Origin of the sequence: Dyella sp. C11 (genome assembly GCF_003121485.1) — a bacterium.
Taxonomy (GTDB): Bacteria; Pseudomonadota; Gammaproteobacteria; order Xanthomonadales; family Rhodanobacteraceae; genus Dyella.
On the sequence record NZ_QAVX01000004.1, the window covers coordinates 222,417 to 236,456 of the forward strand.

Sequence of the window (14,040 nt, forward strand, 5' to 3'; positions counted from 1 at the left end):
AACGACCATGAAGTACGTCATCGTCATCACCGGCGCATCGAGCGGCTTCGGCCTGATGAGCGCCCGCGCCCTGGCCCACGCCGGCCACACCGTTTATGCCGGCATGCGGGAAACCGCCGGACGCAATGCATCGCGCGTCGAAGAAATGCAGCAGTACGCGAAAGAGCATGGCGTGGACCTGCGCGCCATCGAGATGGACGTGGCCTCGCAGCCGTCGGTGGATGCCGCCATCGCCCGGATCGTCAACGAACAGCAGCGCCTTGACGTGGTGATCCACAACGCGGGACACATGTCCTACGGGCCGGCCGAGGCATTTACGCCGGAGCAGTTCGCCCAGCTCTACGACACCAATGTGTTGAGCACGCAGCGGGTGAATCGCGCGGCGCTGCCGCAGCTGCGCAAGCAGGGGAAAGGGCTGGTGCTGTGGGTCTCTTCGAGCAGCGTGCGAGGCGGCACGCCGCCGTATCTCGCGCCGTATTTCGCCGCCAAGGCCGGCATGGATTCGCTGGCGGTGAGCTACGCGGGCGAACTGGCGCGCTGGGGCATCGAAACCTCCATCGTGGTGCCCGGCGCCTTCACCCAGGGCACCAACCACTTCGCCCATGCCGGCGCGCCGGCCGACGAGGCGGTAGCCAGGATCTATGCGAAGGGTCCCACGCGCGATTTCAGCGAGGTGGCCTTCAAGGGCCTCGCCTCGCTGGAGCCTGAGGATGCCGATCCGGAAGACGTCGCCCGCGCCATCGTCGCCGTGGTGGATGCGCCGTTCGGCAAGCGCCCGTTCCGCGTACATATCGACCCGTCGCAGGACGGCGCGGAAATCGTCAACGGCGTGGCCGACCGTGTTCGGGCCGAGCTGCTGCGCCGCATTGGGCTGGAAGACATCCTGCATCCACGGGTGCAGGCCTGAAGACACGAGGGGCGGCTTCGGTCGCCCTTCGTCGTTTCACCGAGACCGTCGAATGATTCCGGTAAGCTACCGGCCCAAACGGTTGTCAGGCCCCATCCCATGAGTCTTGCCCAACGCCGCATCCTGCTGGGCGTATCCGGCGGCATCGCTGCCTACAAGTCCTGCGAACTGGTTCGCCGGTTGCGCGATCTCGGTGCCGAGGTGCGCGTGGTGATGACCGAAAACGCGGCTCACTTCGTCAGCGCCACCACGTTCCAGGCGCTGTCGGGCCAGCCCGTGCGCAGCAGCCTGTGGGATGCCGAGGCCGAGGCGGCCATGGGCCACATCGAACTGGCACGCTGGGCCGAGCGCATCATCATCGCGCCCGCCAGCGCCGACCTTATCGCGCGCCTCGCGCATGGCATGGCGAACGACCTGCTCACCACGGTGTGCCTCGCCAGTGCCGCACCGCTCTATGTGGCGCCAGCCATGAACCAGCAGATGTGGGCGCATGCGGCCGTGCAGGCGAACGTGGCAACCTTGCGCCAGCGTGGCGTGCACCTGCTCGGTCCGGCCTCGGGCGACCAGGCGTGTGGCGATATCGGCTCAGGCCGCATGCTGGAGCCGATGGAATTGCGCGAAGCCATGGTCGCTTCGTTCGGCGCGCAGGTGATGCGGGGACTCAAGGTGGTGGTCAGTGCAGGCCCCACCTATGAAGACATCGACCCGGTGCGTTTCATCGGCAACCGCAGCTCCGGCAAGATGGGTTTTGCCGTGGCCGAAGCGGCGGCCCAGGTTGGCGCGGAAGTCACGCTCGTGGCCGGCCCGGTGAGTCTTGCCACGCCGCCGGGCATTGTTCGACGCATCGACGTGCGCAGTGCGGCGCAGATGCGCGACGCCGTGGTTGAAGCATCGGCGCATGCGGACATCTATATCGCCTCCGCGGCCGTGGGCGATTACCGTCCCGCCGAAGTGGCCGACCACAAGCTCAAGAAGCGCGATGGCGCGCCGCTGGAACTGAAGCTGGCCGAGAATCCGGACATCCTCGCCACGCTGGCTGCGCAAACCGTGCGCCCCTTCTTGGTCGGATTCGCCGCGGAAACGCATGATGTAGAGCGATACGCGCAAGACAAACTCAAGCGCAAGGGATTGGACATGATTGCCGCCAACCAGGTGGGCGGTGGCCTTGGTTTCGAAGCCGCCGACAACGCGCTGACGCTCTATGGCCCCGAGGGAGCCATCGATCTGCCGCGCGCGACAAAGACCGAACTGGCGCGTCAGCTGGTGGCCCGTGTGGCCGAGCGTTACCGGGCGGTGCGTGGATGATTGATGTCGAGCTGAAAGTCCTCGATCCGCGCCTGGGTGACTCGATTCCTCTGCCGCAAGCCGCCACCGCTGGCAGCGCGGGCATGGACCTGCGTGCCGCCATCGAGGCGCCGCTGACCTTGCAGCCGGGCGAAAGCGTGTTGGTGCCCAGCGGCATGGCCATCCACATTGGCGATCCCAACTGGTGCGCACTCATCGTGCCGCGCTCGGGCCTGGGCCATAAACATGGCCTGGTCATGGGTAATCTCGTGGGTGTGATCGATGCGGACTACCAGGGGCCGTTGATGATCTCGTGCTGGAACCGTGGCACGCAGCCGTACACCATCGCCGTGGGCGATCGCATCGCCCAGCTGCTGCTGGTGCCGGTGGCGCAGGCACGGCTGAAAGTGGTCACGGAATTTGCGCCGTCGCAGAGGGGCGAGGGCGGATTCGGTTCAACCGGCGTCAATTAAGAAGTGCGGCGCGGGCATGGGCCCGCGGACGAAACGACCAGATAGCCTGTGTGGGGACAGGGCATGGCCAAACTCTTCAACAGCAGCGGCCGCGGTTTGGCCGGATCCATCGACGGACGCCGCCTGCTGCCGCTGGCGGTGGGCACCCTGCTGATCCTCGGCGGCCTGTTCTGCTTCTGGCAGACCTGGCAAATCGCCGACGAAAGCAGCGCCATCGAGCGCGTACATGCCGCGCAGAAAGAAGCGGCTGACGCGATTGCGGCGCAGGTCGCGAGCGACCGCGGTCACGTGGAAGCCGCCGTGCATTCGCTGGACCCCGCCACCGTCGTCGCCGACCCGGCGCAGGCTGCGGCCGATTTGCGCCACCTGATTCCCCAGGCCTTGGCAACCGATGTGTACAGCGGCGGCCTGGATGAAGTGCTGCATGCCAACTACCGCACCTTCGGCTATGGCAAGGCCGCGCAGCTGATGGCAGCGCAAAGCGCCGAAGGCAAACCGCTGGCGCAGACGGTGCCCGACAACAAGGGCGTGCGTGTGCTCTCGATCGTGGTGCCGGTGGGGCCGGCCAACCATCCGCAAGCCTGGGTGTGGGCTGCGCTGCCGTTCGCGTCGGTGCAGGAGCGCTTTGAATCCACCTCGCCGGCAGGCGGTCGACTCGAACTGCGCCAGGGTGACGATCGCGGCGACCTGCGCCTGCTCGCCGTCGGCAGCCAAGCGGCCGAGCGCGAGACCGATGGCTTGCCCGTGGACGGCACCACCTTCAGCATCCTCGCCGCGCTGCCTCCGGTCTTTATCGTGCTGCCGCGCATCTGGCCGTTGACGGCACTTCTGGGCCTGCTTTGCCTGGGTGGTGGTCTTTACCTGGTGTGGATGCGCGATCGCCTGGGCGCACGCCGCGCTGAACGGCACGATCAGGAGCCGGCGTTTTCGGAACTCATCGACACGCCACCGGAACCGGAAGCGGCACCCGCGCCGGTTCGCATCGCGCCGCCGCCAAAACCTGCACCGCCCGCGCCGGTGGCCGTCGATCCCACCATCTTCCGCGCCTATGACGTGCGCGGCGTGGTCGGCAAAACACTGACCAAGGATGTTGCTCGCTTGCTGGGCCAGGCCATCGGCACGGTGATGCGCGAGAAGGGCCTGCCGGAAATCGTGGTGGGTCGCGATGGCCGGCTTTCAGGGCCGGAACTGGCCGGTGCGCTATCCGATGGTCTGCGCGAAGCCGGCATCGACGTCATCGATCTCGGTGCCGTGCCGACGCCCGTGGTGTATTACGCCGCGTTCCGTTTCAACACGGGATGCGGTGTCGCCGTCACCGGTAGCCACAATCCGCCCGACTACAACGGCTTCAAGATTGTCGTGGGCGGCGAAACGCTGGCCGAAGGCGCCATCCAGGACCTGTACCAGCGCATTGCCAGCAATCGGTTGGAGCGCGGCGAGAAGGGCAACATCCGCCATGTGGATGTGATGCCCGACTACATCGACCGCATCACCTCCGATGTGCAGGCCGAACGCCGCCTCAAGGTGGTGGTGGATTGCGGCAACGGCATTGCCGGCGCCGTGGCGCCGCAGGTGCTGGAAGGCATCGGCTGCGATGTGATTCCGTTGTATTGCGATGTGGATGGCACCTTCCCCAACCACCACCCGGACCCGTCCGACCCGCACAACCTCGAGGACCTCGTTTTCGCGGTGAAGCAGACCGGTGCGGATCTTGGCATCGCGTTCGATGGCGATGGCGACCGCCTCGGCGTGGTCGCCCGCACGGGCGAAATCATCTACCCGGATCGCGTGCTGATGCTGTTTGCGCGCGATGTGCTCTCGCGCCAGCCGGGCGCCACCATCATTTACGACGTGAAGTGCACCGGCCATCTCAAGGGCCAGATCCTCGATGCGGGCGGCAGTCCGCTGATGTGGCGCACCGGTCATTCGCTGATGAAGGCCAAGATGCGCGAGACGGACGCGGAGCTGGCCGGCGAAATGAGCGGCCACTTCTTCTTCAAGGAACGCTGGTACGGCTTCGACGATGGCATCTATGCCGGCGCCCGCCTGATGGAAATCCTGGCCGGCGACCTGGAAGAACGCACGCCCGAGGAGATCTTCGCCACTTGCCCCAAAGGCGTATCCACGCCGGAGCTCAAGGTGGAGATGGCCGAAGGCGAGCACTACCGCTTCATGGAAGCGTTCCGCCAGAAGGCCAGCTTTGGCGACGCCACCATCACCACCATCGACGGCGTGCGCGCGGACTGGCCCGATGGCTGGGGCCTGGTGCGTGCATCCAACACGACGCCGGTGCTGGTGCTGCGCTTCGATGCCAACAACGAGGCCGCGCTCACCCGTATCAAGAAGCTGTTCCGCGAGCAGATGCTGGCGGTCGATCGATCGCTTCGGTTGCCCTTCTGATGCAAAAAAGCCCCGGCATGACCGGGGCTTTTCTGGGTGCGAGACGCGCGGCTTACTGCTGCTTGGCCTGCGCGGCTTTCAGGTCGCGGTAGTGCTGCAGGTCTTGAACGTTCTTCTGTACCAGCGCGTCGCGCGAGGTCTGCTCGCGTTCCAGCGTGTCGCGCTGGCGCGCCACCACATCGCGCTGCTTGGCGATGCTGTCGTTGAGGTTCTTCGGCACCGGCTGCTTGTTGCGCTCCATGTCGCCGGCACGCGTGAGCAGGTCGGTCAGGGCTTTTTCCTGGCTGCGCAGGTTGCTGCGCGTGGTGCCGATCTGCTGGTCGAGGTTGTCCAGGTTTTCCTGCAAGGAGACCTTGTATGCCGCCTCGTTCGGATAGGCATTGAGCATTTGCACGTCGTCGCGCGCACGCTGCTGGGTCACGCGGTCGGGGGCGGCCTTTTCGTCGGCAGCCTTCTGGGCGGCGGCGCGCTCTTCCGGGTTGAGCTGGCGATCGACGTGCTGCACGACCAGTCCGCGATCATCGACCAGGTCATAGCCATACTTGATGGCGTCCGAGGTGAGGCTGTCGCTGTAGTGCGGCAGGCCGGTCGAGTCTTTCCAGCGATAGCGGTAATGCGAGCCCGACTGCGCGTGCGCGCCAGCAGCCAGCGCGAGCAACGCGATGACGAGAACAGTTTTACGCATAATTTCCCCCCTTGGGATGCTCTGAACAAATTAACGCAGCCGCCACCGGTACTGTCTGCTCGCAGATCACAGGGGAGTCGGTGAAGGCAGACTGGCCGTCTGTCGAGCCGACTCCCCGAAGAGATGTGGGCAGACAGTGCCGGCCACTGCATTCAATTTTAAAAATTGTGGTGATGTCTGGAACGCCCGCTGCCGGTGCCGCACGTCTTGGCAAGACGGCCAGTCTTCCCGACGCCGTGCGGCACCGGCAGCGGGCGTTCCAGACATCATGGCGGCTGCGTGAATTTGTTCAGAGCATCCCCTTGGCGGAAAGTATAGCCGGCTGTGCCGTGACACCATGACGATGGCAAAGTGACACGGCACATGATGTGAACGCGGTCGCCGAAGGCAAGATGGATCAGGCGTTCACGCCGTAGCGTTCGCGGTATGACACCAGTCGCGCATGCTCGGCGGCCAGTTCCGGACGCTCGCCCGCATAGGACAGCACATCGCCCAGGCTGGTGATGGCGATCACGGGGATGCCAAATTCCCTGGTGACTTCCTGCGCGGCGGACAGGTCGCCCTGGCCGCGCTCCTGCCGGTCCAGCGCAATCAGCACGCCGGCCGGCGTGGCGCCCTGCGCACGGATGAGCGCCAGCGATTCGCGCACGGCGGTGCCGGCGGTCATCACGTCGTCCACGATCAGTACGCGGCCCTTGAGGGGAGCGCCCACGAGCACGCCACCTTCGCCGTGATCCTTGGCTTCCTTTCGGTTGTAGGCCCAGGGCAGGTCGCGGTCGTGCTGGTCGGCCAGCGCAATGGCGGTGGCAGCGGCCAGTGCGATGCCCTTGTAGGCGGGGCCGAACAGCATGTCGACCTGGATGCCCGAATTCACTACCGCGGCGGCATAGGCGCGACCCAGTTGAGCCAGCGCGGCACCGGAGTCGATGCGGCCCATGTTGAAGAAATACGGGCTCTGGCGACCGGACTTCAGCGTGAAGTCGCCAAAACGCAGCACATCGCGCTGCAGGGTGAGTTCGATGAAATCGCGCTGGTAATCGTGCACGGCAAGATTCTCTTGTTCGGATTCAGGGGGAAACGGCGCGCAACATCACGTGCTGCGGCCCGGAGCGCCCGCCATGGTACAGCTCACCGGTCTCCCGGAAGCCCGCGCGCCGGTACAGTGCCAGCGCCGCCGTGTTGCGGAGGTTTACGGTAAGCACCACGTCCTGCACGGACGGTCGACGGCGCGCGATGTCCTCCATCGCGGCGCCCAGTGCGAGGGCGCCCAGCCCCTGTCCCTGCCATCGCGTATCAATGAAGAAGGAACGAAGACCCACGGTGGGGCGTTCGAATGCCCTGTCCGCGATGCTGGTGGCGTGCTGTTCCAGGCGGTAGAACCCGATGGGCTCGCCATCGCGCAGGATGGCCATTGGCTCACTGCCGTGGCAGGCCTCCGCATCGGGCAGCGAGGCGCCGATGCGGCCCACGAAGTCGTACTGTTCCTCGCTCACACCCAGCACCAGCAGGGCGGCGCGGATGGACGCGTTCACCGGCACGACGCGGATGTCGGGGCGTTCTGTCATGGTTGGTATGATGACCCATCCATCGCAAGAGCAGGACACACCCGACATGCGCATCATCAGCCTCAACGCGAACGGCATCCGTTCGGCCGGCACCAAGGGCGTGTTCGACTGGATGCGAAAGCAGAAGGCCGACGTGGTCTGCCTGCAGGAAACCAAGGCACAGGAAGACCAGCTTTCCGATCCCATGTTCCGCCCCGATGGCCACCATTGCTTCTACCGCGACGCCACCAGCAAGAAGGGTTACAGCGGCGTGGCCATCTACGCCAAGCGCGAGCCCGACAATGTGCTCACCGACCTGGGCTGGGACGCGTTCGACAACGAAGGCCGCTACATCGAGGCGCAATTTGGCAAGCTCAGCGTGGTGTCGCTGTATGTGCCGTCCGGTTCGTCGGGCGACGAACGCCAGCAGTTCAAGTTCAAGGTGATGGACTGGATCGCGCCCATCTTCGACCAGTGGATGAAGAGCGGCCGCGACTACGTGCTGTGCGGCGACTGGAACATCGTGCGCAGCGAGCTGGACATCAAGAACTGGAAATCCAACCAGAAGAACTCCGGTTGCCTGCCCGAGGAGCGCTCCTGGCTCAACGACCTGGTCGACAAGCACGGCTGGGTGGACAGCTACCGCACGCTGCATCCCAAGGGCGAGGACTACACCTGGTGGTCCAACCGCGGCAACGCGCGAGCGAACAACGTGGGTTGGCGCATCGACTACCAGATCGTCACGCCCGGCCTGCGTGATCGCCTGAAGCATTGCTCCGTCTATCGCGACGAGCGCTTCTCCGACCATGCGCCGTACACGGTCGACTATGCCGACTGAGGTGGGCGTGCCGGCAACCCGCAAGCCGTCGGTCTGGCGTTCGTTCACTGAGCCAGCGGCGTGGACCATGTGCCTGCTCGGGTTTTCTTCCGGGCTGCCGTTCCTGCTGGTGTCCGTCACCCTGTCGTTGTGGTTGAAGGAAAACGGCATTGCGCTGAAAAGCGTCACGATGATCGCCAGCGCCGGCATGACCTACGCGCTGAAGTTTCTCTGGGCGCCCTTGCTCGATCATTGGCGGAGCCCGTTGTTCACGCGGCTGGGCGTGCGTCGAGGCTGGCTGCTGTTGGCGCAGCTGGGCGTGCGCGGCGGCCTGCTGCTGATGGCCATGTTCACGCCGCAGCAGCTGCAGCCCTTTGTGCTGGCGACCTTGCTGGTGGCGTTCATGGGCGCAACTCAGGATATCGCCATCGATGCCTATCGCATCGAAATCGCGCCGCCTTCTGCGCAAGGCGCCTTAGTAGCCACGTATGCGCTGGGTTATCGCTTGGGTCTGCTGCTTGGCGGCGCCGTGGCGCTGATCCTGGCCGACCACATTCCGTGGCCCTGGATCTACGTGGGCATGGCTGCAGCGATGCTGATACCGATCATCACCACGCTAGTGATGCGCGAACCGGCCATCGCCCGGTCCACGCCGCCCGGCTGGCGCATGGCCATGCAAGAGAGCGTGATCGATCCATTCACCGACTTCTTTCGCCGCTACAGCTGGGTGGTCGCGCTGCTGACGCTGTTGTTCATCTTGCTGTTCAAGCTGCCTGAGCAGTCCATCGGCACGATCTTCAACCCTTTCATGCGCGACATGGGCTTCAGCAAGACCGAAATCGGCGCGGTGACCAAGATCTACGGTGTCTGGATCGGCATCGCCGGTGCCTTCGTCGGCGGCGCGGCGGTGGCGCGCTGGGGCGCATGGCGAACCCTAGGGGTGTGCATTGTGCTCGGCGCCTGCAGCAACCTGCTTTATCTGCTGCTGCTGGGGAATCCGGGAAATCTCGGCGTCCTGACCCTGGCGATCTCCGGTCAGAACTTCGCCGAAGGCATGCTGGGGCCACCCACCGTAGCCTTTCTCTCGCTGCTGGTGAACCGGCAGCACACGGCCACGCAATACGCTTTGCTGAGTTCGCTGGTGAATCTGCCGGGCAAGGTGCTGGGTTTCTTTGCCGGTGGCCTGGTTGCCGTGATCGGTTATGGCGGCTACTTCGCCATCACGGTGATTTCGATGCTGCCAGCGATGCTGCTGTTCGCCCTGCTGTGGCCACGTTTCGCCCGCGAGCGGCCGGAGCCCGAGGCCAACGCGGGCTGAAATCAGCCAAGCGGTCGATACTCTCCGGCCTGACCCTGTGACAAGATGAAGTCACAGGGGGCTTATGACTGTCGGAGGAAGCGTCCGTGCCGGACCTCGTCATACGCCATATCGACAACCTCATGGCCGAACGCATCAAGACGTTGGCCAAGGAAAGGCAGTGGTCGATCAATGACGTGGTGCTGCATGCGCTGCGCCACGGTCTGGGCATGGCCTCGTCGAACGTCTTTGCGGAAACCATGCTCGATCCGGGCGACCTGACCACCCTGGGTGGCCAGTGGGACGCCAAGGAAAAGGCCGCCTTCCAGGAAGCGCTGCAGGCGCTTTCGCGTGCGCCCACGGCGGCGTTGGTTCAAGGCAACAACGTGTTGAGCGACGACAGCTTCTGATCAGCGCGGTGCGGGATACACCGCCCCCAGCACGCGCGGTCCACGCGCGCCCGTGACGGCGGGAAGGTTCCCAGGCAAGCCCAGCAGGCGCTGCCTGGCCAGCCAGGCGAAGGCCGTCGCTTCCAGATAATCCGGGTCCACACCGTGCGCCGCCGTGCTCTGGAGCGTGCGCGATCCCAGCAGTTGATCCAGGCGCTTCATCAGCACGTCGTTATGCACGCCACCGCCGCAGGCCAGCACATCAACGGCCTCCGCCGCATGGCGATCAATCGCTTCGGCGATGCTGCGTGCGGAAAGCTCCAGCAGCGTGGCTTGCACGTCGGCGGGAGACAGCGCTGACACGTTCGGGTGCGCTTCCAGCCATGCCAGGTGGAAATGCTCACGGCCCGTGCTCTTGGGCGCGGGCAAGGCGAAATAAGGATCGGCCAGCAACGCGGCCAGCAGCGCATCGTCCACGCGACCTGAAGCCGCGAAAGCGCCGTTGGCATCGTAGGCGCCGCCACGATGGCGCACATGCCACGCGTCCATCAGGCCATTCGCCGGGCCGGTGTCGAAGCCGAACACTTTCCCGGCAGGATCGAGCACCGTGATGTTGGCTATGCCACCGAGGTTCAGCACCACGCGAACGCCGTCGGCGCGGCCCAGCAGCATCGCGTGCACGGCAGGCAGCAATGGCGCGCCCTGGCCGCCGGCAGCCACATCGGCCCGGCGGAAATCGGCGACCACATCGATGCCACAGCGCTCGGCCATGACGGATGGATCGCCCACCTGCAACGTAAAGGGAAATTCGCCTGCCGGACGATGGCGCAGTGTCTGCCCATGCGAACCGATGGCACGCACCGACGGTGCATGGGCCCGGTTACGTTCCAGCAATCGCTGCGCGGCATCGGCAAAGCACTGGCCGATGGCGACGTCTAGCCGGCCGTAGGCATCCAGGTCCAGCCGCGTTTCGTCCTGCGCCACGGCAAGAATGCGCGCACGCAGTTCGTCCGGCCACGGATGCGTCAGTGCATCCACCAGCTGCGGGGTGTTCTCGTCGAAACGCACCAGCGCGACATCGATGCCGTCAGCGCTGGTGCCCGAAATCAGGCCGAGGTAAAGCGCCGAGGCGTCGTCCACGTGGAATCAGTCGTCGTTGCGTTTGGTGCCGCTGGCCTTGGCCAGTTTGATGTTGGCGTCCAGCGACTTCAGGCGGGCCAGCTGCGGCTGCACCACCTGGGCCTTGAACTTGGCCATCTGCACGGCCGGGAGCGGCTCGGGCTTGGGCAGCGTCACCTTCTGCGGATCGCGCTGCACATTGTTGACGCGGAATTCGTAATGCAGGTGCGGACCGGTGGCCAGGCCCGTCATGCCGACGTAGCCGATCACTTCGCCCTGGCTCACGTGCTGGCCGACTTTTTCGTTGGCGAACTTCGACATATGGCCGTAGGCGGTGCTGATGCTGCCGTTGTGCTGCACGATGACGAACTTGCCGTAGCCGTTCATCCAGCCCTTGAACTTGATCACGCCGTCGCCGGCCGCATGAATCGGCGTGCCGGTGGGTGCGGCGTAATCCACGCCCTGATGGGCGCGCATCAAGCCGAGGATGGGGTGCATGCGGGCCGCGCTGAACTGCGAAGAGATGCGGGTGAAGTCCACCGGAATACGCAGGAACGACTTCTGGATCGGGCGGCCGTCTTCGCTGAACCAGCCGTAGCTGCCGTCGTCCTTCTTGAAGCGGTAAGCCGTGTAGCGCTCGCCATCGTTGACGAATTCCGCCGCCACGATGTCGCCCTCGTGCAGATAGGCGCCGTCGCGGTACACGTCGTCATAGATCACGGTGAAGCTGTCGCCTTCGCGCAGGTCCTGCACAAAGTCGATGTCGTATTTGAAGAGTTCGGCCAGCTTGAGCACCATCTGGTTGCTCATGCCTGCCTTGGAGCCGGCGGCGAACAGCGAGCTGTCGATGGTGCCGTGGGCCACGTGTTCACGGCGTTCCACGTCGCGCGATTCGGCCACCACCGTGGCCTTGTCGCCGTCGAAGCGCATCACGGTGCGCTTGGCTTCGTCCTTGTCGAAGCGGATGCCCTTGAGGCTGCCATCGCTGTCGAGCAGGAAATCGAATTCCTGGCCCGGGCTGATGTGGTGCAGCGCCTTCGCATCGCCGGACTGGTCCACCACATGCTGTACGTCGGTGAGGCTCAGGCCCTGGCTCTGGAACAGGTCGGACAGGGTCTGGCCCGGCTGCACCTGCACGATGTGCCAGTCTTCGACCGTCTGGGTCTGTTGCGCCACTTCCGGCGCGGCCTTGGGCAACTCCAGCGGCAGCACGGCATGCGCGGTGGATATGGTGTCCGGGCGCATCGCGCTGGCCCAGGCGGGAATCAGGAAGCCGGAAACGGCCGTAATAAGGAGGGCGGTGCCCGCGAGAATCCAGCGCTCGCGGTGCCAGCGGATGGGTTCCGCTTCGCCGTGGCAACCAAAGGACCAATGAGCACACCGTTCGTAAAAGTGAGAGTGGCGTTGCTGCGCCTTTCGACGCACAGCCTGTTTGCGCGCAACGCGCGCGGTCTCGTTTCTCTCACCCATGCCCGGTGTTCCCCAGGTACTAATTACGAATTGCCGCGTACCATAGCGGCCCTGTGTAAAGGGCGTCAACGCCTTTTCCATCAATGGGTTGCGTTCACTTTTCGATTAACGCACACTTAACGGAAGGGCCCGGGAAGCTATGCTTTACGGTGCTCTCCAAACAACGAAAATTTGAGGAATACATGAACGAGCTTGAGCAGGCGCTGGCCACCATCGCGCGCGGCGCCGACGAAATCATCAAGCAGGAAGAGCTGGCCGCTCGCCTGAAGCTCGGTCGTCCGCTGCGCATCAAGGCGGGTTTCGACCCGACCGCGCCGGACCTGCACCTGGGCCACACGGTGCTGCTTAATAAGATGCGCCAGTTCCAGGACCTGGGGCACCAGGTCATTTTCCTCATCGGCGACTTCACCGGCATGATCGGCGACCCGACCGGCAAGAACGTCACGCGCAAGCCGCTTTCCCGCGAAGACGTGCTGGCCAACGCCGAGACCTACGCCGAGCAGGTCTATAAGGTGCTTGACAAGGAGCGCACCGAGCTGCGCTTCAATTCCGAGTGGTTCGGCCAGATGACCGCGGCCGACATGATCAAGCTCGCCGCCCAGCACACCGTGGCGCGCATGCTCGAGCGCGACGACTTCTCCAAGCGCTTCGCCGGCCAGCAGCCCATCGCCATCCATGAATTCCTTTATCCCCTGGTGCAGGGCTACGACTCCGTCGCCCTCAAATGCGACGTGGAGCTGGGCGGCACGGATCAGAAGTTCAATCTCCTGATGGGCCGCGCGCTGCAGGAACACCACGGTCAGCCGCCCCAGATCGTCCTTACCATGCCGCTGCTGGAAGGCCTGGACGGCGTCAACAAGATGTCCAAGTCGCTGGGCAACTACATCGGCATCAATGAGCCGGCCATCGACATCGTCACCAAGACGCTGAAGATCGGCGACGACCTGATGTGGCGCTGGTTCGAACTGCTCAGCTTCGAGACGTCGATGGACGACATCGCGCGCATGAAGCAGGAGGTGGCCAGTGGTGTGCTCAATCCGCGCGATGCCAAGATCAAGCTCGCACGCGAACTGGCTACGCGCTTCCATGATGCTGCCGCGGCGGAACAGGCCATTGCCGGCTGGCACGCCGTCGTACGCGGCGAAGGCGACACCAGTCTGTTGCCGCTCAACGAAATCGTGGTGCCCGCGGAAGGTCTTCGTTTGCCTGCACTGCTAACTGCAGCAGGACTCACACCTAGTAATGCAGAAGCCAATCGCAAGCTCAAAGAACGTGCAGTGCGCATCGACGCCGAAGTCGTCGAAGACGCGCAACGCGTGTTTTCCCCGGGTTTCGAGGGTGTTTTGCAGATCGGCAAGCGCAACTTCGCTCGCGTGCTGTTGAAGCAGGCATGAGTTGATCGCGATGACGCAACGTCATCGCGATGTTTCGAAGAGAAGAGTTTCGCGTGAGAACAACGTCTTACGCGAAACATCAAAAATTTCTGAAAAATAATTTCAAAAATTGCTTGTCAAAGGTGGGGTGCCTGCCTATTATTCGCCTCCCGCCGCTGGCAGCTTCCTTCCACGGCAACAACGACAGCAAAAAGATTTCGCTGAAGGTGTTGACGGACTGGAAAGATGATGTAAGATGAGCGGCTCACTCGGAACGAAATG

13 protein-coding genes are annotated in these 14,040 nt (G+C 64.3%); 8 read left to right on the forward strand and 5 right to left on the reverse strand.

Annotated elements, in window-relative coordinates; all coding sequences use genetic code 11:
- Positions 1 to 7: 7 nt before the first annotated feature.
- The 4 genes from DK366_RS06510 (at position 8) to DK366_RS06525 (ending at position 5,064) form a co-directional block, all read left to right on the forward strand.
- Complete coding sequence (locus DK366_RS06510) at positions 8 to 907, forward strand: SDR family oxidoreductase (RefSeq protein ID WP_109124726.1); 900 nt, start codon at positions 8 to 10, stop codon at positions 905 to 907.
- Between the two features lie 99 nt (positions 908 to 1,006).
- Complete coding sequence (coaBC, locus tag DK366_RS06515) at positions 1,007 to 2,212, forward strand: bifunctional phosphopantothenoylcysteine decarboxylase/phosphopantothenate--cysteine ligase CoaBC (RefSeq protein ID WP_109124727.1); 1,206 nt, start codon at positions 1,007 to 1,009, stop codon at positions 2,210 to 2,212.
- The gene (gene dut, locus DK366_RS06520) at positions 2,209 to 2,664 is read left to right on the forward strand and encodes a dUTP diphosphatase (protein ID WP_109124728.1); all 456 of its coding nucleotides are present in this window, start codon (positions 2,209 to 2,211) and stop codon (positions 2,662 to 2,664) included. Before coaBC ends, dut begins: the two co-directional genes overlap by 4 nt.
- 63 nt (positions 2,665 to 2,727) lie before the next feature.
- The gene (locus DK366_RS06525) at positions 2,728 to 5,064 is read left to right on the forward strand and encodes a phosphomannomutase/phosphoglucomutase (RefSeq protein ID WP_109124729.1); all 2,337 of its coding nucleotides are present in this window, start codon (positions 2,728 to 2,730) and stop codon (positions 5,062 to 5,064) included.
- Positions 5,065 to 5,116: 52 nt separating this feature from the next.
- On the opposite strand, the gene DK366_RS06530 is transcribed toward DK366_RS06525, so the two are convergent.
- The 3 genes from DK366_RS06530 to DK366_RS06540 form a co-directional block, all read right to left on the reverse strand.
- The gene (locus tag DK366_RS06530; protein WP_109124730.1) at positions 5,117 to 5,749 is read right to left on the reverse strand and encodes a DUF4124 domain-containing protein; all 633 of its coding nucleotides are present in this window, start codon (positions 5,747 to 5,749) and stop codon (positions 5,117 to 5,119) included.
- A 397-nt stretch (positions 5,750 to 6,146) separates the two neighbouring features.
- Complete coding sequence (gene pyrE, locus DK366_RS06535) at positions 6,147 to 6,794, reverse strand: orotate phosphoribosyltransferase (RefSeq protein ID WP_109124731.1); 648 nt, start codon at positions 6,792 to 6,794, stop codon at positions 6,147 to 6,149.
- 22 nt (positions 6,795 to 6,816) lie between these two features.
- Positions 6,817 to 7,314: a GNAT family N-acetyltransferase gene (locus DK366_RS06540; protein WP_109124732.1), complete on the reverse strand. Its 498-nt coding sequence runs from the start codon at positions 7,312 to 7,314 to the stop codon at positions 6,817 to 6,819.
- Positions 7,315 to 7,360: 46 nt separating this feature from the next.
- On the opposite strand from DK366_RS06540, the gene DK366_RS06545 reads away from it, so the two are divergent.
- The 3 genes from DK366_RS06545 to DK366_RS06555 all read left to right on the forward strand — a co-directional run bounded on the left by DK366_RS06545 (position 7,361) and on the right by DK366_RS06555 (position 9,817).
- Positions 7,361 to 8,131, forward strand: coding sequence for an exodeoxyribonuclease III (locus DK366_RS06545; protein ID WP_109124733.1), 771 nt, complete (start codon positions 7,361 to 7,363; stop codon positions 8,129 to 8,131).
- Positions 8,121 to 9,428, forward strand: a complete 1,308-nt coding sequence (locus DK366_RS06550) for an MFS transporter (protein ID WP_232820938.1) — start codon at positions 8,121 to 8,123, stop codon at positions 9,426 to 9,428. The genes DK366_RS06545 and DK366_RS06550 overlap by 11 nt, the downstream gene beginning before the upstream one ends.
- A gap of 86 nt (positions 9,429 to 9,514) precedes the next feature.
- Complete coding sequence (locus DK366_RS06555; protein WP_198651448.1) at positions 9,515 to 9,817, forward strand: hypothetical protein; 303 nt, start codon at positions 9,515 to 9,517, stop codon at positions 9,815 to 9,817.
- Here DK366_RS06555 and DK366_RS06560 read toward each other — a convergent pair whose 3' ends face one another.
- A complete protein-coding gene (locus DK366_RS06560) occupies positions 9,818 to 10,936 on the reverse strand; it encodes an anhydro-N-acetylmuramic acid kinase (protein ID WP_109124734.1) in 1,119 nt (372 codons plus the stop codon).
- 6 nt (positions 10,937 to 10,942) lie between these two features.
- Positions 10,943 to 12,385 (reverse strand): peptidoglycan DD-metalloendopeptidase family protein, encoded by a 1,443-nt coding sequence (locus DK366_RS06565; protein ID WP_109124735.1) that lies wholly within the window; start codon positions 12,383 to 12,385, stop codon positions 10,943 to 10,945.
- A 182-nt stretch (positions 12,386 to 12,567) separates the two neighbouring features.
- On the opposite strand from DK366_RS06565, the gene tyrS reads away from it, so the two are divergent.
- Positions 12,568 to 13,779: a tyrosine--tRNA ligase gene (tyrS, locus tag DK366_RS06570; RefSeq protein WP_109124736.1), complete on the forward strand. Its 1,212-nt coding sequence runs from the start codon at positions 12,568 to 12,570 to the stop codon at positions 13,777 to 13,779.
- Positions 13,780 to 14,040: the final 261 nt, after the last annotated feature.